The organism is Actinoplanes couchii (assembly GCF_016862075.1).
Classification (GTDB): Bacteria; Actinomycetota; Actinomycetes; order Mycobacteriales; family Micromonosporaceae; genus Actinoplanes; species Actinoplanes couchii.
Map to the genome: position 1 here is coordinate 23,561 of NZ_BOMG01000081.1, position 18,323 is coordinate 41,883.

General features: G+C 70.7%; 17 protein-coding genes. 7 read left to right on the plus strand and 10 right to left on the minus strand.

Annotation, left to right across the window (positions count from 1 at the left end; genetic code table 11):
- The first annotated feature begins 51 nt into the window (after nt 1–51).
- Nucleotides 52–858, plus strand: coding sequence for a HEAT repeat domain-containing protein (locus tag Aco03nite_RS32415; protein WP_203801698.1), 807 nt, complete (start codon nt 52–54; stop codon nt 856–858).
- 16 nt (nt 859–874) lie between these two features.
- Here the strand turns inward: Aco03nite_RS32415 and Aco03nite_RS32420 are convergent, their stop codons facing one another.
- From Aco03nite_RS32420 to Aco03nite_RS32445, 6 genes are read right to left on the minus strand one after another with little or no spacing between them, the layout of a single operon-like run.
- The gene (locus tag Aco03nite_RS32420) at nt 875–1,531 is read right to left on the minus strand and encodes a 4Fe-4S single cluster domain-containing protein (RefSeq protein WP_203801699.1); all 657 of its coding nucleotides are present in this window, start codon (nt 1,529–1,531) and stop codon (nt 875–877) included.
- Complete coding sequence (locus Aco03nite_RS32425; protein WP_203801700.1) at nt 1,524–2,507, minus strand: ComEA family DNA-binding protein; 984 nt, start codon at nt 2,505–2,507, stop codon at nt 1,524–1,526. The genes Aco03nite_RS32420 and Aco03nite_RS32425 overlap by 8 nt, the downstream gene beginning before the upstream one ends.
- Entirely contained in the window at nt 2,488–2,706 is a 219-nt protein-coding gene (locus tag Aco03nite_RS32430) for a DUF2997 domain-containing protein (RefSeq protein ID WP_203801702.1), read from the minus strand. Before Aco03nite_RS32430 ends, Aco03nite_RS32425 begins: the two co-directional genes overlap by 20 nt.
- Nucleotides 2,703–3,119 carry a hypothetical protein gene (locus tag Aco03nite_RS32435; RefSeq protein WP_239145625.1) on the minus strand — a complete coding sequence of 139 codons (417 nt, stop codon included), beginning with the start codon at nt 3,117–3,119 and terminating at the stop codon, nt 2,703–2,705. Before Aco03nite_RS32435 ends, Aco03nite_RS32430 begins: the two co-directional genes overlap by 4 nt.
- A 56-nt stretch (nt 3,120–3,175) precedes the next feature.
- Nucleotides 3,176–4,744 carry a Ycf46 family AAA ATPase gene (locus Aco03nite_RS32440; protein WP_203801706.1) on the minus strand — a complete coding sequence of 523 codons (1,569 nt, stop codon included), beginning with the start codon at nt 4,742–4,744 and terminating at the stop codon, nt 3,176–3,178.
- 12 nt (nt 4,745–4,756) lie between these two features.
- On the minus strand, nt 4,757–6,355 hold the full coding sequence (locus Aco03nite_RS32445; RefSeq protein WP_203801708.1) for a DUF2079 domain-containing protein: 1,599 nt from the start codon (nt 6,353–6,355) through the stop codon (nt 4,757–4,759).
- Between the two features lie 197 nt (nt 6,356–6,552).
- Between Aco03nite_RS32445 and Aco03nite_RS32450 the strand changes: the two genes are divergently transcribed.
- Nucleotides 6,553–8,106 carry a S8 family peptidase gene (locus Aco03nite_RS32450; RefSeq protein ID WP_203801710.1) on the plus strand — a complete coding sequence of 518 codons (1,554 nt, stop codon included), beginning with the start codon at nt 6,553–6,555 and terminating at the stop codon, nt 8,104–8,106.
- A gap of 229 nt (nt 8,107–8,335) precedes the next feature.
- Nucleotides 8,336–8,707 (plus strand): DUF2203 domain-containing protein, encoded by a 372-nt coding sequence (locus Aco03nite_RS32455; protein WP_203801712.1) that lies wholly within the window; start codon nt 8,336–8,338, stop codon nt 8,705–8,707.
- Between the two features lie 470 nt (nt 8,708–9,177).
- On the opposite strand, the gene Aco03nite_RS32460 is transcribed toward Aco03nite_RS32455, so the two are convergent.
- From Aco03nite_RS32460 to Aco03nite_RS32470, 3 genes are all read right to left on the minus strand, one after another.
- Nucleotides 9,178–9,762 carry a GNAT family N-acetyltransferase gene (locus Aco03nite_RS32460; protein WP_203801714.1) on the minus strand — a complete coding sequence of 195 codons (585 nt, stop codon included), beginning with the start codon at nt 9,760–9,762 and terminating at the stop codon, nt 9,178–9,180.
- Between the two features lie 75 nt (nt 9,763–9,837).
- Complete coding sequence (locus Aco03nite_RS54800) at nt 9,838–10,920, minus strand: proprotein convertase P-domain-containing protein (protein ID WP_373872649.1); 1,083 nt, start codon at nt 10,918–10,920, stop codon at nt 9,838–9,840.
- A gap of 67 nt (nt 10,921–10,987) precedes the next feature.
- Complete coding sequence (locus Aco03nite_RS32470) at nt 10,988–11,776, minus strand: carbon-nitrogen hydrolase family protein (protein WP_239145626.1); 789 nt, start codon at nt 11,774–11,776, stop codon at nt 10,988–10,990.
- Nucleotides 11,777–11,840: 64 nt separating this feature from the next.
- Here Aco03nite_RS32470 and Aco03nite_RS32475 point away from each other — a divergent pair, with 64 nt between their 5' ends.
- Nucleotides 11,841–14,759, plus strand: coding sequence for a DUF4132 domain-containing protein (locus Aco03nite_RS32475; RefSeq protein WP_239145627.1), 2,919 nt, complete (start codon nt 11,841–11,843; stop codon nt 14,757–14,759).
- Between the two features lie 27 nt (nt 14,760–14,786).
- Nucleotides 14,787–15,704 carry an ADP-ribosylation family protein gene (locus tag Aco03nite_RS32480; protein ID WP_203801723.1) on the plus strand — a complete coding sequence of 306 codons (918 nt, stop codon included), beginning with the start codon at nt 14,787–14,789 and terminating at the stop codon, nt 15,702–15,704.
- Between the two features lie 44 nt (nt 15,705–15,748).
- On the opposite strand, the gene Aco03nite_RS32485 is transcribed toward Aco03nite_RS32480, so the two are convergent.
- On the minus strand, nt 15,749–16,657 hold the full coding sequence (locus Aco03nite_RS32485) for a hypothetical protein (protein WP_203801724.1): 909 nt from the start codon (nt 16,655–16,657) through the stop codon (nt 15,749–15,751).
- Between the two features lie 281 nt (nt 16,658–16,938).
- Here Aco03nite_RS32485 and Aco03nite_RS32490 point away from each other — a divergent pair, with 281 nt between their 5' ends.
- Both Aco03nite_RS32490 and Aco03nite_RS32495 read left to right on the plus strand, forming a co-directional pair.
- A complete protein-coding gene (locus Aco03nite_RS32490; RefSeq protein WP_203801725.1) occupies nt 16,939–17,652 on the plus strand; it encodes a class I SAM-dependent methyltransferase in 714 nt (237 codons plus the stop codon).
- Nucleotides 17,649–18,314: an SDR family NAD(P)-dependent oxidoreductase gene (locus Aco03nite_RS32495; RefSeq protein WP_203801726.1), complete on the plus strand. Its 666-nt coding sequence runs from the start codon at nt 17,649–17,651 to the stop codon at nt 18,312–18,314. The genes Aco03nite_RS32490 and Aco03nite_RS32495 overlap by 4 nt, the downstream gene beginning before the upstream one ends.
- Nucleotides 18,315–18,323 lie beyond the last annotated feature (9 nt).

Here is an 18,323-nt window from a genome sequence, read left to right on the forward strand (position 1 = left end):
GCCCTGGGGGGTGGGAACGGTCCTGTCCTGCCGCCCGGCATCCTTGACGGTGTGATTCCGGAACCGGACGACCTGCCGCTCGACGTGTTGCTGCGGCTGGCGCTGCGCGAGGTGGAGGACGATGGGGATGCTCCGATGCCGTCGCTGGTCGCGTTGCACCGACGGTCTACCCGGGAGGTTTTCGAGCGTGCTGTCGCGCTCGCCGGTCACCGTGACTCCGCACGGCGTGAACTGGGGGTGCTGATCCTGCGGGAGTTTCCGGCCTTCGCCGCGGAGACGGTCGTGCTGTTGCGGGAGCGGCTCGCGGTGGAGATCGAACCCGTGGTGACACGCTGGATCGTCTCGGGGCTCGGCCGGCATTCTGCTCGGGTGGCGTTACCGCAGGTGGTGGCGCTTGCCGATCATCCGGACGAGCGGGTGCGTTTTCATGTGGCGGCCGCGTTGCCGAGCCTGGTCGACCTCGACCGGGTGGAACCCGAAGCCGTCGAGGCGCTGGTCCGGCTCTGCCACGATGCCGACGCCGACACCCGGTACTACGCGCTGTACGCGGCGACCCGCGAGATCGCCGGGCTGGACGTGGGCCTGGTGACGCGGCTGACTGCTGCACTCGCCGACGACCCCGACGACCAGGTCCGCTCCATGGCGACCCGTCACCACGAGGCGATCCACGAGGTCCGGCGGATGATCGCCGACGACAGCCTGATCGGTCCGGTGCTGGTGACCCTGGCTTGTGAGGGCGACGCCGCGATGCTGGCCGAGCTGCTCCGCCGCCACCTCGACCCGGCGGCCGCAGACGCACTTGCCGAACGACTGGTCACCTGGTGGACCGACCGGGAGAGTCGCGTCGTGTGGGCCTGACCCCACGTCGCGCGGATCAGCGTCCGCGGCGTGTGGGCAGGCCGGCCAGCAGGGCGTCCAGAGCGTCGGTGTCGGCCCAGCCGTTCACCGACACGTCGCCGGATGCGGTCACCGTCACCTCCAGGCGGTCCGGGCCGGACACGTTCCGCAGACGGTCGGTGAGATGCAGGAACTCCTGGTTGGTGGAGCCCAGCCACGGGCGTTCCCGGTCGACGAGATCCTGCCGGAACGGCCCGGCCACCAGCAGATCGGTGTGGTCCAGGAGGGCGGCCACGGCACGGTCGCCGTCCGATGCCCGGGTACGCAGGACCGCGTGCTCGTAACCGGTGAAGGTCATCACCGTGAGCCCGGCCGCCTGGATCCCGGCCGCGACGGCGGCCAGTCCGGCCGGCTGTTCGAACGGTTCACCGCCGAGCAGGGTCACCCCGCTGGTGCCCGCCTCGGTCACCCGGGCGACCAGGTCGGCGGGGTCGATCAGGGTGCCTCCCCGCGTACCGAAGAGGTGGGGGTTGAAACAGCCCGCGCAGCGGATCGTGCAGCCCTGGACCCAGATCGCGCTGCGCTCGCCCGGCCCTTCGGCGGTGGTCCGATCCAGGAACCGGGCCACCCGGACCGCATCCGGCGCCGGTCGCGGTCCGGCACCGGGGTCCGTCTCCGGTGGGCCGTCAGACATCGACGATGCGTCCGAACGGCTGGTTCTGCAGGTGTGGCGGGGGTGGTGGGGGACTGCACGACAACCGTTCCCGGATCGCCACGAACTCGTGCGGGGCCAGGTTCACCGCCGCCGCGAACTCGGCGATCGAATGGAAACCGCCGCGGGCCAGGCGGGCCGAGACGGCTCTGGCGGCGACGTCCGGGCCGATGCCGGGCAGGGCCGAGAACTGCGCCGCGTCCGCGCGGTTGACATCGACGAGCCCGGACGGCCCGGACCGGTCGACCGGGGACGGCGTCGCGGACCGGCCGGCCGGGGGCGGCGTCGCGGGCTGGCCGATCGGGGGCGGCGTCGCGGGCTGCTCACCGAAAGCGGGCATCGGGTCCGGCGGCACCGGTGGCTCGGGTGCGGCGGGAACCGGTGACGGGGCACCGGGGTAGGCCGGCGGCGGCGGGAAAGCCGGCCCGGTGGAGCCGGTGTAAGGCTGCGGCGGGAAAGGGGCCGGCGCGGGCGGTGCCGGGGCCTGCGAGTAGGGCGCGTAGAACTGATCCGGCGGCGGGACCAGACCCTGGACCTGTGGTGGCAGCGGCGCCGGCGGCCCGGCCGGAGCGGGCCACGGCATCGGTTGCTGCTGCAGGTACCACGGCTGCTGAGCGGCCCGCCACCGTAACCAGTCGACGTTGATGATCAGAGCGTGCACCACCGAGGCGATCCAGACGATCAGCACGCCGAACGCCAACAGCCCGGACCACACCGAATCCTTCGGTTGCTCAGGTCCCAGGAAGAAACAGACGTTGCCCACCACGGTGTAGACCAGCCCAAAGATCCACCACATCGGACGCCGGGCCCGGATGCCGACGTAGCAGAACCCGGCCGCGCTCAGGCAGCCGAGACTGAAGATCGGCAGCAGCACCCAGGCGCTGTGCCCGAGCCGCCACCAGATGCTGACCGGGCCGAGCCGGGGCCGGCGTTCCGGTTCAGGCGGGATCCACGTCACGGTTCACCTGCTGATCCGGTACGACCGAGGTCTGGCGTGTGTAGTCGCCGGTGAAGGCGCTGCTCTGCACCTTGCCGTCGATCAGGTCCTCGAGGACGGCGATGTAGTCCAGGCAGTTCTCGCCGAGGATGTCCAGGGTCTCGGCGCTGACCGTGCCGTCGGGGTTGACGGTCACCACGATCCGGGGTCGGTCGGTCATGTCCGTTCCACCTCGAAGACCAGTCGCACGCCGGCGTTGTCGTCGACGGTCTCCGACTCCAGCCGCAGCCCGGCGGCGGGCGCCTGGTCCCGCAGCCGCTCCAGCACGGCCCGCTGCACCCGCCGGCCGTACGCCCCGTCCACCGCGGTGACCAGCTCCATCGCCCGGGCCTGGTCGGCGCCGGTGAAGTGGGCGCCCCAGATCCCCTCGGTGTCGCGGGTGAAGACGGCCTCGACGGCCTCCCACCGCGCGGTGACCCGATCGGTCCCGGACACCACCGCGGCTCCGGTGTCGCGCAGAGCATCGGCCAGCAGAGTGACGTCACGCATCCGGGTGCGGACCTGGCACACCCCGTCGGCGCCCCGGTCGGACGCGGCCTTGACCGCGGCCGCCCCGGCCATCGCCAATGGCACCAGTAGTAGCGAAACACTCACCGGAGACCCCCCTCCGTCGTCGGTGTGCCGACACCCTACCGTCCGCCCAGGTCCCAGTCCTCGGTGCCGGTGGCGGAGACCGCCCTTGTCCGGGCCCATCCGCGCAGCGCGTCGAGCCGCTCGGCCTGGGTGACGCTCAACGGGACGATGCTCATCACCGCCCGGACGAGGTCGTCGCGGCGCACCGGCCGGCGCTCGGAGAACGCGTCGAACAACCCGGCCGTGACGGCCTGTTCGATCTCGGCCCCGGAGTAGCCGTCGGTCAGCCCGGACAGCTCGAGGAGCAACTCGTCGTCGACGGTCAGTTCCCCGGCGGCCCGCGGATGGCGCAGCGCCCGCCACAGGTGCACCCGCCACACCGCGACCCGTTCGGGCCGGCTGGGCAGGTCGACGAAGAACGTCTCGTCGAACCGGCCCTTGCGCAGCAACTCCGGCGGCAGCCCCTCGAAGTCGTTGGCGGTGGCGATCACGAACACCGGATGCCGTTTCTCCTGCATCCAGGTCAGGAACGTGCCGAACACCCGGGAACCGGTGCCGGAGTCGCCGGTCCCGGAGGCGAAACCCTTCTCGATCTCGTCGATCCACAGCACGCAGGGCGCGATCGCCTCGGCGGTGCGCAGCGCGGTGCGCATGTTGTGCTCGCTGGACCCGACCAGGCCGGAGAACACCCGCCCGATGTCCAGGCGCAGCAGCGGCAGGTTCCACACCGTGGCGACGGCTTTCGCGGTCAGCGACTTGCCGCAGCCGGGCACCCCGGTGATCAGCACCCCGCGCGGTGCGGGCAGACCGTAGTCGGCGGCGTCGGCCAGCCACGACCCGTTGCGTTTGACCAGCCAGGCCTTCAACTTCTCCAGCCCGCCGACATCCTCCAGCCTGGTGTCGGTCGAGACGAATTCCAGAAGACCCGATTTGCGTACGGTCTGGCGCTTCTCGTCGTGCACGATGTGCAGGTCGTCGAGGTCCAGGACGGTGCCGTTGACCATGGCCCGGGCGTACGCGTTCTCCGCCTCCTGCATGGTCAGCCCGGCCGCCGCCGTGACGAACCGCTCACGTCCCGCCTCGTCCAGGTCGACCCGCATCCGCCCGCCGGCCGTGTTGGAGCTGATCATCGTCTCCAGCAGGACGCGGCGCTGGATCTCGCCGGGCAGCGGGTAGTCCACGATCGTGACGTCCTTGGCCAGCTCCGCCGGGATCGCCAGCACCGGGGAGAGCAGCACCAGCGTGCGCGGGTGCGGGCCGCTGCGGAACACCTGGACGATGTCACGCAGCAGCCGGACCGGTTCCATGTTCTGCGGGTACTGCCCGTCCTGCAGCAGCGGGTGCAGGTCCCGGAAGACGAAGACGGCCGGCTCCTCGATGCGCTGGATCGCGTTCAGCGCGTCGTTGGGCCGCATGCCGCCGGGGCGCGGCTGGCCGTCCTGGTGGATCAGGCCGCGGGTGGCCGTCCACGTCCAGACTCCGCGGGGGATCCGCACCTGCTCGGGATCGCGGGCGATCACCGCGATCTCGTGCAGGGCGCGCTGCTCCTCGAACGATTCCAGATAGAGGATCGGGAACCGCGCTTTCAGCAGCTGCGCGAACGTCTCGGCGAAGGGCCTGTTCATCAGGTTATTTTCTCAGCTGGCCGTCCCGGTGCCGCGGATCGGCTGGATCGCCGGCCCGGTGCGCTGCAGGACCTGGACACGGCCGGTGGAGTAGACGACCCGGAAGCCCATCTGGTCGAGCTGCTGCATGACCTGCGGGACCTCCTTCTTGCCGATCGGGCAGCTGGGGTTGATCGTGTCGACGATCGCCCAGTCGCCCTTGTCGACGTTCGAGCCGATCAGGGTGACCTCGTTGGTCGGCAGCAGGGGGATCAGCAGGTTGTTGGTGGCCCGTACCGGCACGCCCGGAGGGATCTTGGCCAGCGCCTCCGGGGCTTCGGCGACGAGCGAGGCGTTGTTGAACGGCGCGGCCGTCCCCTGGTGCCACAGCTTGATCGGGTTCTCCCGGACGTCCTGCACCGCGAACCAGACGAAGACCGGCGCCGCGACAGCCGCCATGATCGTCGCAGTGCGCGGAACCCACCGCCGCCGAACCGCCGTTTCCGTTTCCTGTTCCGGTTCCGGTTCCGGCGCATCCGTCTTCTCGGCGTCGGCCGGTGGTTCCGGCACGGCCTTGCGCGGCGCCATCGTCGGATCGGGGGCCGGGCCCAGGCCGCGAACCCGGTCGACCAGGCTTCCGAGGCGGCGGAAACTGTCGGCGACCGCGGCGAACAGGATCGGGATCAGCGGCATGTCGTAGTAGAGCGTCGACGACCACTGGGTGTCCCGGGCCGACAGCATCCGGCTCAGCATGATCGGCACGATCAGCAGCACCAGCGGCGACGCCAGCGCCGCGAACCCGACCGGGATGAGCAGCTGCTCCCAGGTGGTGAGCTTGACCTCGTTGTCCACCATCAGCCCGAGGATCTCCCCGGGGTGCGACAGCATGTACGGGATGCCGGCGAAGATGCCGTCCGCGTGCAGGCTGGCCTGGTAGTCCTTGGCGTAGGTGAAGCCGCCCGGATTCAGGTTCGGGATGATGAACTTCAGCGTCACGATGAACCACAGCGCGCCCCACCCGATCAGGAACGCCCCGTGCCGCCAGCGCCGGTTGAGCAGCGCGTAGGCGCCGAGCATCGCGGCCATCAGCCCGCCGTCCTCCTTGACGGTGACCATCGCCGCGAACAGGATCGTCGCCTGGGTCCAGTGCCCGGCCAGCATCCGTTCCAGCCCCCAGGCCAGGAACAGTGCCCCGAACATGACCTCGTGCACCGGGAACTGGATGGTCCCGAACACCGCGTGGCTGCACAGGTACGCGATCAGCATCACCGAGCCGACGAGGATCCCGTGCCGCCGCCGGAAGATGTGGTAGATCGGCACCCCGGACAGGCAGATCAGCACCACCTGGGCGTAGACCAGGGTGATCGGCGAGTCGTGGATCCACACCAGCGGGGCGAGCAGTGCGAACACCGGGGAGAAGTGGTCGCCGAGCTGCACGTACCCCTTGATCGGCACCATCGGCCATCCGCTGTGTGCCCAGCCCTGCACCGCCTGGTAGAAGATGCCCAGGTCGCAGGCGCCGACGGTGAGGGCCTCGTACTGGGCGCGGGCCCAGGGGGCGAAGAAGTAGATCGCGAGGCCGACGATCCAGCCGCAAGGGGAGAGCAGCGTCCGCCGCACTGTCAGGAGCACGGCCGCACAACCTAGTCGATCGCCCTGCGCAAGGGGAAACCCGCTTGTGACGGCGTGTCGAATCGTGCGGGCATATCACGACCCGCATACCCGTACTGCGATCTATCGACCTCGATGTACTGGTCGGTAACGTCCGATGCCACAGCCGCCGGGGGCGGACGGCTCCTCTTCCACACCGATCGAGAGGAACAGGGGACGTGAAACTCCACCGCACGTCAGCAGCGAGCGCGGGCCTCCTCGCGCTGGGGCTGAGCGCGATCGCCGGCTTCGGCACGCCCGCCACCGCCGCCGAGCCCACCGGCGTCATCCGCGAGGCCGGCTCACCGGACGCCATCGAGGGCAGCTACATCGTCGTCCTCAAGGACAGCGCCACCACGACGGCCGGCACCCTCGCCGGCAAATACGACGGCACCGTCGAAGAGGTCTACACCAAAGCCGTGAAGGGCTTCGAGACGAAGATCGACGCCGCCGACGCCGCGAAACTGGCCGCCGACCCGGTCGTCGACTACGTCGAGCAGAACCAGGTCATCCGCCTGGCCGCCGGCACCCAGACCGGCGCCACCTGGGGCCTGGACCGCATCGACCAGGCCAGCCTGCCGCTGTCCACCACCTACACGTACCCGAACACCGCGTCGAGCGTGCACGCCTACATCATCGACACCGGCATCCTGACCACCCACTCGCAGTTCGGTGGGCGCGCGGTCAGCGGATACGACTTCGTCGACAGCGACAGCAACGCCACCGACTGCAACGGCCACGGCACACACGTCGCCGGGACCGTCGGCGGTTCCACGTACGGCGTGGCCAAGGAAGTGCAGCTCGTCGCGGTCCGGGTCCTCGACTACGAGGGCAGCGGCACCACGGCCGGTGTCATCTCCGGCATCAACTGGGTGACCAGCAACGCGATCAAACCGGCCGTGGCGAACATGAGCCTCGGCGGCAGCGCCAGCACCACCCTCGACACCGCGGTCGCCAACTCGATCGCGGCCGGCATCACCTACGGCGTCGCGGCCGGCAACGACAACGCCAACGCGTCCAGCTACTCCCCGGCGCGTGTCGCCTCGGCCATCACCGTCGGCGCGACCACCAGCACCGACGCCCGGGCCAGCTACTCCAACTACGGCAGCATCCTGGACATCTTCGCGCCTGGTACGTCGATCACCTCCGCCTGGTACACCAGCACCACGGCGACCAGCACCATCAGCGGCACCTCGATGGCCACCCCGCACGTGGTCGGCGCGGCCGCCCTGGTCCTGCAGGACAACCCGTCGTACACCCCGGCCCAGGTCGCCTCGACGCTGACCGGCAACGCGGTCTCCGGCAAGGTCACCAGCCCCGGCACCGGTTCACCGAACCTGCTCCTGCAGGTCGGCACCGGCGGTGGCGGCGGCGAGACCCCGACCGGCTGCACCGGCACCAACAGCACCGCGGTCGCCATCCCGGACGCCGGCTCCGCGGTGACCAGCTCGATCGCCATCTCCGGCTGCGGCCGCTCCGCGTCGTCGACGTCGACGATCGCGGTCAACATCAGCCACACCTACCGCGGCGACCTGACGATCGCGCTGGTCGCGCCGGACGGCACCAGCTACTCGCTGAAGAGCAGCAGCAGCTCGGACAGCACCGACGACGTCAACACGACCTACACGGCGAACCTGTCGAGTGAGGCCGCGGACGGCACGTGGCAGCTCAAGGTCCAGGACGTCTACTCCTCGGACACCGGCACCATCAACTCCTGGACCCTCACGGTCTGACCCGTGGGGTCGGACCGTGAGGTCGGGGGTCGATCCGCATGACCCGCAGCTACGTCTGACCCGCATCGGCGTTCGGGCCCGGGACTCCTCCCGCCGGGCCCGTTCGGCGTGTCCCCGCCCGTGTCGCCGCCCGGGATGCCCGTGTCGCCGGCCGGGACGCCCGTGTCGCCGCCCGAGATGTCAACGTGGGGTTCGGGTGACGTGCGCATGCGGATGACACACTCTGATCATGGGTCTGTTCACATTGCCGGAAGCACGACTCGAACTCGCGAACCTGCGACCCGTCATCGCCGAGATCATCACCCTCCGTGCCGACATGGTGGAACTCTCCGCAGCCCTGGTACCCGGCGGCGAACCCACCGCACTCGGCGGCCTGCCGGAACGCAAATTCGCCGAGGCCCGACTCAACGAACTGATGACCGAGATCCAGCAGACCGGCGCCGAACTCAAGGGCGTCGCCCCGCTGCTCCTCGACTTCCCCGCCGATCTGGACGACGTCCCGGTCCTGCTGTGCTGGCTGGAAGGCGACCCGGACATCACCTGGTACCACCGCGCCGACCTGGGTTTCGGCGGCCGCCGACCACTCCCCGACACGATCTGACCGCGTCTTGCCGCCGGACCCGAATACCGACAACCACATTTTGTACGCCCGGCGAACAGCGCTGCCTCGTCCCCGCGAGGCGGCGACGGCTCAAGGCCGGCAAGGCGACCGCCGGGCCGGATGCGACGGTCACCGCTCAGCGCGTCCCGCAGTCGGCTCGGCGCTCGCCACGGCGCGAACCGCCCGGCGAGCCGGTCGACCTGCAGCAGCTACGTCGCCTGCCGGTCATCGGTCGACGATCGGAGAATGCGGGCTGGTTGCCGCCGGATTCGGTGCGGCGGCTGAGGTCCGGGCGGTGCGTGCCGGCCGGTGACCATCGCGTCCGGCCCGGCGGTCGCCGGACGGTCTCGAGTTTCGCCTGCCTTGCGGGGACGGGCAGCGCTGTTCGCCGGGCGTACCGAAAAAAGGTTGTTGCCGGAAGCGGATCGCGCACCTCGGCCGTCGTGGTGAGGGTCGCGAACCGCTTCCGGTCAGCGGGACAGTGCGGCCAGCTTCTTCGGCTCGGGGCGGCGGATGGTGCAGCGGACCTCGGGCCAGTAGGCGGGGCGTTCGTAGACGAGTTCGAGGCCGTCCTCGGCGTCGATTCTCTCGCCGACCTGGCGGAACCCGAAAGCGGTGGCCAGCGAACGGGAGGCCAGGTTGTCGGGGGCGATGCTGACCCGGACGCGGGTGACGCGGGGATCGCGGATCGCGCGGGAGAGCAGGTCCTCCAGGGCGGTGCGGGCATAACCGTTGCCGCGATGATCGGGGTCGATGCCGTAACCGATCTCGACGACTCCGGAGGAATCCGGCGGGCCGTGGAATCCGGCGGCGCCGACCGCCTTGTTGAGGGAGCCGGCCCAGACCAGACCGGTGACCCAGGACGCGGCGCGCGGATCGGCGTCGCACTGGGCGGCGCGCCTGCGCCAGACCTGGCCGCACTCGGGGCCGAGAAGATATGGGGTGACCGGAACCGGAATGACGGTTGCGGCGGTGGCCGCATCGCCATCGGCGAGCGCGTGGAACGCCGCGGGGGTCAGATGCAGGATGCGAACGTCGGGGTGTGACTGTGGCACCGGGGAAGACTGCCACAATCCCGGCGACTGCGACCCTTCTCATAAGGAGCGTCACAGTCGCCGGAATCACACTTCTCAGACCGTGAGCGTCCAGGTGTTCAGATAGCCGCTGTCGCCCGAGTAATTGTCCTTGACACTCAGGGTCCAGGTGCCGTTCGCGGTCTCGCTCGACAGGTTCGCGGTGTAGGTGGTGTCGACGTTCGCGGCGCTGTCGGCACTGCTCGCCGATGTGAGCACGTAGTAGGTGCCGTCCGGGGCGTAGAGCCAGATCGACAGGTCGCCGCGGAACGGGTGCACGATGTTGACGTAGGCGGTCGACGTCGCCGATGCGGCGCTGCGGGAACAGCCGGCGATGGTGACGGAACTGGTCACCGCGGCGCCGGCGTCCGGAACCGTGACATCGGTGCCGTTACTACCGGTGCAGGTGCCACCGGTGGGCGTCACGGTCGGCGAGGGCGAAACGGTCGGTGACGTGGTCGTCCCGTTGCCGATGACGATCTCCACCGTGACGGTGCTGTTGGTGCACGCCGCGGCATACGTGGTCAGCGCGCTCTTCTCGGCGGTGTCCACGGTCAGGCCCCAGCGGGTCTTCACCGCGGTCCACTCGGTGACGTACCGGCAGCGGACACCGGCCAGTGACGGCACCCACTCGGCCGGGTCCTGATCACTCTTGGACTGGTTGACGTTGTCGGTCACCGCCACCAGTGCGCGGGCGTCACCCAGGTCGTTGGCGTACGCCTCCCGCTGCGCCGACGTCCAGTTGCGCGAGCCGGAGTCCCACGACTCGGCCAGCGGCACCATGTGGTCGATGTCCAGGTCCGACGGGTCGGTCCAGGTCGCGCCGTCGTAGTAGGAGAGCCAGGCCCCGCCGCTGAGCGCGCAGCCCGATCCGACTGCCGGCGCGGTGGTGGCCTCGGCGATCAGCACCTCGTAGCGGGTGTTGCAGCCGTCGCCGTCGGCGTCGATCCAGTGGTTGAACAGGTCACGGTCGTAGCCGGTGCGGACCTCGGTGGCGACCGGGAGGTTCGCGACCATCGTCTGCAACGGCTGCGAGACGGTGGCCGCCGCGGCGGGCCCGGCGGTCAGGATGACGCCGACGAGCCCGCCGGCCAGAGCGGTCGCAGCGGAGGTGACGAGAGCGATGCGTTTCCGGATCATGGGGGTCTCCGGTTCCTCAGGACTGTCGTGAGCTTCACAGTCCTCAGCGCATCGAAGGTTGTAAATGTTACATCCCGGCCGGGTCATCGGGGCCGCGGTATGTCACGGCCACCACGTCCTGTCGTCGCTGACCGAGATACCAGTCACCGGACTCCGCCACGTCGATCGTGTGCCGCAGCAGGCCGGGCGTTCCGGGCGGGAGTTCGGCCAGCACCTCGCCGCGCGGGTCGACGATCATGCTGGGGCAGTGCTGGTCCGGGTGCGGGATGTTCGCGGACAGGACAAAACGCTGGTTCTCGGCGGCCCGGCTGATCAGATGACTGCGCCAGACGCCACGGGGCTCGCGGGGGTTGGCGGCGTTGGTCAGGTAGGCGAAGAACCGGGCACCTGAGGACGCCAGGTGCTGCCACTGTTCCGGGAATCGGATCTCGCGGCAGAGCTGGACGGCGCCTGTCGTTCCCCGTACCCGCGTGGTGGTCAAGGTCTTGCCCGGTTGAAGACGGTCGCGCTCGTTCATCGCGAGATTGATCTTGTGATAGATCCACGGATCGCGATCCGGAGCCAGGTGCAGGGCCGCGTTGGCCCAACCGGACCCGGCCGGGAGCAGGGTGCCGACAAAGACGTCCACCTGCCGTTCCGCGGCGAGCGCGGCGGCCCGCCGGACGGCCTCGGTCACCTCGCCCGGATCCAGCGTGTCCATGGGCGACAGGTCCTCGCCGTAGCCGGAGAGCAGACCCTCCGGGAAGACCACCAGGTCGCCCGGCCGGGTGTCGTCCAGGACCGTCCGGAAGGCCGACAGGTTGGTGGACACGTCCCAGGCCGCCGGAATCTGGGCGATCAAGATATTGAGCAGCACGAACGCAATCTTGTCGTACCCCCGCACTAGCCTTCCGGCACAACGTGAGTCACGGGGAGGAAAGATGCGGAAGTTCGTGCCGCCCGACGAGAGCGCCTGGGGTCTGCCCGCGGCCTGGTGGAAGACAGTGCATCCACGCCGCGGTGGCCGGGCCTCGCCCCTGTCCGGACCGGTCGAGGCCCCGGACGACCTTCCGCCGTACGTTCGGGAGCGGTTCCTGCGACGGGCCGTCATCTTCGACACGTCCCTGCTCGATCGCGGGCTGCGGCACCTCGCGGAGATGAACGGCGATCCGCTCGACGCGGCGGTGGCACTGCTGATCGCCGACGCCGGCCGGTCCTCGATCGAGTCCCACCTGGCCGGTGAGTGGACCGCCCGGTTCGGGATCGAGTTCGTGACCCGCGCTGTCGCCGAGGCGTTCCGGCTCGTCGACTCCGGCGCCCTGTGGCGCGTCGACCCGGACGCCACAGAGACCCACGAGCGGCTGTGGCGCGCCGAGGAGCTGGAGCGGGCCTACGCGTTCGCCCGCACCGTCCGGCGCGAGCTGGCGAGTGCCTCGGACGACGACTACCGGGCGGCCACCGAGGTCATCGAGCGCTACCGCACCTGGCCGGCGGGCCGGATCATCGCGTCCTACCTGAGCCCGACCCGCACCGACTGGGTCGACGCCGACTGCGCGGCGATGGCCCACTGGCGGTTCGAGGGCCGCGCCGGATGGGAGTTGGGCGACCACCGGCACCTCAGCGGGCTACTCGTCATGGCCGCGAGCCGTCCCGAGCACCTCGACCAACTGCGCGGAGCGGTCACCCTGGCGGTCCTCGGCCACCAGGATCCCGGAGTGGTCGCCACGATCCTCGACGGTGTCGGCCCGGCCGCCACGGCGATGCTGGCCGACCCGTTCTACCGGGAGTTGCTGTGGCTGAGTGACGGCAGCCCGGCCAACCGCCACCGCCTCCGCCCGCAGGTTCTCCGGGTCTTCGGCGCCACCCCCGACGACGACGCCCTCCGGATCCTGTTGCGGGACACCTTGGACGACGAGCACCGCCGTCCCGGCCAGCTGCTCAGGACCAAAGCGCTGACCCGGTACCCGGTCCGTGCTCTGCGGATGCTGGCCGAACGGGACGACCCGATCTCCCGGGACCTATTCGGCGGTCTCGTCCTGACCGAACCACGGCTGGTGCTGCACCTGCCCCCGGAGATCCGGGAACGGGCCGCGGAGGTGCTGTCGAGTGGTGGCGCCGGCATCGGCACCGGCTGGGCGGCGATCATCGACACCAACGACCGGCGGCGGCCGCTGGACAGCGCCGACGACGTGAAACAGGCCGTCGGGGCGCTGGCCGAGATCCCCACCGCCGAAGCGTTCGGCCTGCTCGTCGACCGGGTCGATCGGCGGTACTTCCGGCCCGCGCTGCTGGCCGCCGCCAAACGTGACCCCGCCCTCGCCGCCCAGGTCCTGGCCGACCGCGCCCAGGATTCCGGCACTCCGGATCCCACGATCGCCGAACTGCTGCGCGACCACCTGCTCGCCTATCCGGGCTGCGGCACGGGCCTCGACTCGCCGGTTCTGGCCGTGACCGGCGGACCGGAACCGGTTGATCCTGTCGTTTTCGACCGGGAGCCGGAGCGGCGGGTCCTGCTGCCGGTCTGGCTGATACCCGCCAAGCTGCCCGCGGTCACGGTCCGGGACTCCGGCGTACCCCTCACCCCGAGGGCGGTGCGTCGGCTCTGCGAGTTCGTCGCCCTGTCGAAGCTCACCGTTGCGCGCCCGGAGATCGCCGAGGTTCTCGACGTCTGCGATCGGGGCGACCTGGCCGCGCTGGCCTGGGCGATCTTCGAACAGTGGCGGGCCGCCGGCTACCCGCCGCGCAGCCCGCTCGCCATGGCCGGGCTCGCCGCGTTCGGGGACGACACCACGGTTCCGGCGCTGACCGCCCTCTTCCCGGACTGGGTGACCACCGCCGGCCGGATCCTCACCGGCATGGACGTGCTCGCCGCCATCGGCAGCGACCTCGCCCTCACCCACCTGTACCGCCTCAGCCGTAAGGCCAGGACCGCCGGGATCCGCGGACAGGCCGAGGAACGGCTCGGTACGGTCGCCGTGGACCGGGGCCTGCGACCGGACGAGCTGGCCGACCGCATCGTCCCCGACCTCGGGCTGGACGCCGACGGGCGGGCCCGGCTCGACTACGGCCCACGGCAGTTCACCGTCGGCTTCGACGAGCAGTTGCAGCCCTGGGTGGCCGACGCGGACGGGCGGCGGCTGGCCCGGCTTCCGCGGCCGTCCACCGGGGACGACCCGGAACTCGCCCCGGCCGCCCAGCGCCGGTTCATCGAGATGCGCAAGGAGGCCCGGGCGGTGACCGGCGACCGGATCAGGGCCGTCGAGACCGCCATGGCCACCGGCCGCCGCTGGACCGTCGCCGAGTTCCGGGCCTTCTTCCTGGAGCATCCGCTGATGTGGCACCTGGCGCATCGTCTGCTGTGGGTGGCGTACCCGCCCGGGACGGCGCCGGACGGTGTCGTCTTCCGGGTCGCCGAGGACCGGACGTTCGCCGACATCGACGACAAGAGCTGGGAGCTGCCCGACGACGCGGTGGTCGGGGTGGCGCATCCGTGGCACTTCGCCGACGACCGGCGGGCCTGGGGGCAGGTGTTCCTCGACTACGCGATCATTCAGCCGTTCCCGCAGATCGAGCGGGAGCTGATCGCCCCCTCGGACGTGGATCCGGCGGCCATGACCGGGGCGGCGATCGACGGGCGGAAGCTGTTCGTGCTCACCTCCCGGGGCTGGCGGTTCGGTGGGCATCACGCCTCGGTGGTGCGGGACTGGCCGCCGGCCTCCGCGCAGATCTCGTTCACGCCCGGCTACCACTGGCAGGACGGTGACGCGGAGAAGACGCTGACCGGGGTGTCCGGGCTCGACGGGCTCGATCCGATCGGATACTCGGAGGTGATCCGCGACCTGCGATACCTCACGACGTGAGCCGGGGACGGCATCTAGGATCCTGGCGTGACATCGCGGGAGACGGCACTGGCCACCATGACGGAGCGGTTTCCGCTGGTCGCGGAGCGGGTTCGGGAGGTTTACGGGCTGCGCCTGCCCGGGCATACGGCGGTGTTCGCGGCACTGTGGGCCAGTGACTCGGCGGCCGTCGCCGAGCTGATGCACTCACCGTGGGGTGTCACCGACTACTTCCGGGACGGCGGGCTCGACCTGATCGGGCGCGACGGGCTGGACGAGCGGCTGCACGCCCGGTTCCGGCGCGATCCGGCCGAGTTCGTGACCGTGATGGGCGGCGGCAGCGACGGACTGCACTACGGGCTCTGGTACGACGATCCCGCCGAGCTGCCGACCGTCATCGCCCACAACTTCGCCCGGGACTCGGCCGAGACGTGGGTATCGGCCCCGCCGAGCCTGCTCGGTGTGCTTCGCGAGGAGGTCGAGAGCTTCCTGCGTGACTACGGCGACGAGGAGGAGGACGCGCGACGGGTGGATCCGCTGCTCGAAGCGTTGAACTGGTACTCGGCCGCCGACCAGGAGGCGCTCGACCGGGACGGTGCGCCGCGGTGGGCGGGGGAGCGCCGGTCGTCCACGGCGGTGTCGCTCTTCCCGGTCCTGCCGGCGTCGGCGGGTGACCCGCAGCTGGCCGTCTCCGACGCCCGGCTCGCCGCCTATCGGGGCGATCCGGCCCGCACCGCCGAGTGGATCGAGTCGGCCCGGCAGGAGCTGGCCGCGGGCCGGCCGGCCCTGGCTCTCGCCGTGGGCGGCGAACTCCACTGGTTCGACCACGACGACTACCGCGAAGCCGGGGTGGAACTGCTGGTCGGCGGCTATCGGGCGGTGGGGCGGGACGCGCTGGCCGAGATCGCGGCCGTGCACGCCGCCCATCGTGATCTTCCTTGGGTGCAGGTCCTCATCGCGCCTTGACGGCGGTCGGCCGGCTGGGGTGTTGTTTTGCGGGCGGCCTCTCGTCACAGGCCGAGCGCGGTGGTGGCCCAGTGGTAGCGGGCTGCCTCCTCCTCGACCTCGGCGGCGGGGATCTGGTTGGTGGTGGCCATCCGGAACAGCAGTGCCCTGGCCACCGCGGAGACCGGGACTTCCAGGCGGGCCGGGAGGTCGGCCGGTGCGTCGTGCCAGCACAGGGCGTCGGCCACGATCATCCCTTCGGCGAACGAGACCGGGCGCCAGTACGGGGACACGTCGATCACGACCGGCGGCAGGAGCGGTGCGAACAGGATGTTTCCGGCCAGATCCGCGTGGACGATCTGGGCGGGTTCCCGCAGGTCGGCCGGGCTCAGGCCGCGGCGCAACCGTGCCGCCAGCGGAGCGAACTCCGGCCGGAACCGGGCGTCCACCTCCACGGCCGTCGCTGTGTCGGATCCCGGTGCCGCCACCGCCGTCGTGTGGGCGCTGGTTGCCGCCTCTGATGTCGGCTCGGGTGGTGTCGACCAGGCCCAGCGGTCGGCTATCGCCCAACGATCCTGGCGGGTGTCGATGAACGGTGGGCGGTTCAGGTGGGCCACCGCGCGGTGGAAGGCCCGAGCAGCCAGAAGGATCTCGGCCCAGACGTGGACGTCCGTGAAGTTCGGGGTCGTGCCCTCCAGCCAGGTGGTGGCCGACCAGCCGTCGTGGCTCCATGCGCCGGTCACGGTCGGGGCCTGGGACACCAGGCGGAAACCGGTTCGGGGAATCGTGGCCAGGGTCTCGCCGAGCCAGTCCTGGAGCGGGCCCGCTTCCGGTTTGAACACCAGGCCGCCGGCGCGCCAGGAGGTCCCCTGACCGCCGGGTAGCCGCCGGGCCGGTTCGTCGACGCCGAACGCCTGAAGGACCGCGACGGGCGGCTCACCGGAACGCTCGACCGGGAAGGTGATGGGATCCACCGTCTGATGCAACTCTTCGTCGGCTGGCCGCGCGAGCACCAGTGATGGTCGTTCCCCGCGGGCGTCCGGCTCGCGGTGGTCATTCCGCGCGGGCATCCACTCGCGATGGCTCTTCCGTGCGGGTGGACGGCTCGCGGTGGTTGTTTCGTGCGGGTGGACGGCTCGTGGTTGTCGATTCTGCGCGGGTGGGCGCTTCGCGACAATCGATTTGCGACCGTGGTGGGCTGTGAAGCCGTGCACTTCGTCTTGCCCGGGTGGCAGGGTGGGCGTTGGATCGAGTCATGGCGATGATTGCTTACGGGGACGCGGACGCGGCGGCGTTCGCGGGGGAGCGGCACCTCGGCGACGACGGGCTGTCGGCCTGGCGTTCGGCTGTCGGGCGGTTCGTGCGGCCGGGCGGGCGGATTCTGGACCTCGGCGCCGGGACCGGGAGCTGGGCCCGGAGTTTCCGCAGCTGGTGGCCGGAGACCGAGGTCGTCGCGGTGGAACCGGCCGTGGCCATGCGGGACCGCGCCGTCTTCGAACCGGTCGTCGCCGGCGACGCGGCGGACATCCCCCTGCCGGACGGGAGCGTCGACGTCGTCTGGATGTCCACGGTGATCCATCACGTTCCGGATCTGCGGGCGGCAGCCGTGGAGATCCGGCGGGTTCTCGCACCGGGCGGTGTGGTGCTGGTCCGTGGTGTCTTCCGGGGGCGGCACCAGGGGATCAACCAGTTCCGGTTCTTCCGCGAGGCGGTGGCGGTGCTCGACGGGTACCCCAGTGTCGACGAGGTCGTGGACGCCGGGTTCACCCTGGTCGCGCTGGAATCCGTGTCGCAGGTCAGCGCGCCGTCGGTACGGGCGGCGTTCGACGGACTGATCCGGGAGGCGCACACCCCGTTGCAGTTGATCAGCGATGAGGCGTACGCCGCAGGGGTGGAGAGAATGCGCATCGCCGCCGACGAGGAGACCGGCCCGATGATCGACGTCCTTGATCTGCTGGTCCTGCGTTGACCGGAACGGCTGTGGTCACCGGAGCGAGCCGCGGCTTCGGGCGGGCCCTCGCTCTCGAACTCGCCGGCCGCGGGTGGGACGTCATCGCCGGTGTCCGGGACGGATCACTCGATCATCCGAGGATCCGCACCGTCGTCCTCGACGTCCGGGAACCGGTCGACGACACGTTGTTCGGGGACGGGCCGATCGACGTGCTCGTCAACAACGCGGGTGTCGGCGCGCCGGCCGACCCGATCGAGACGGCCGACCCGGCCGCCGTCCTGAACGCGGTGGACGTCAACGTCGCCGGGCCGATGCGGCTGGTCCAGGCGCTGCTGCCGCGGTTGGAGAAAGCGCCCGATCCGCTGATCGTCAACCTCACGTCCCGGCTGGGTTCGCTGAACGCCCAGGCCGAGGGTAGGTTCGCGGACCGGCGGACCAGCTACGCCTACAAGATCTCGAAGGCCGCCCAGAACATGCTGACGATCTCGCTCGCCCAGGAACTGGCCGGGCGGGTTCGCTGCTGGGCGGTGCATCCGGGGGCGCTCACCACGGCGATGGCCTCGATCGACGCCCGGACCGCACCGGAGGAGGCGGCCGTCCGGCTGGCCGATCTGATCGAGAAGGGCGGCCCGCCGTCACCGAGTTTCCTCTCCCTGGACGGCCCGGACCTGAGCTGGTGACGGCCTGAG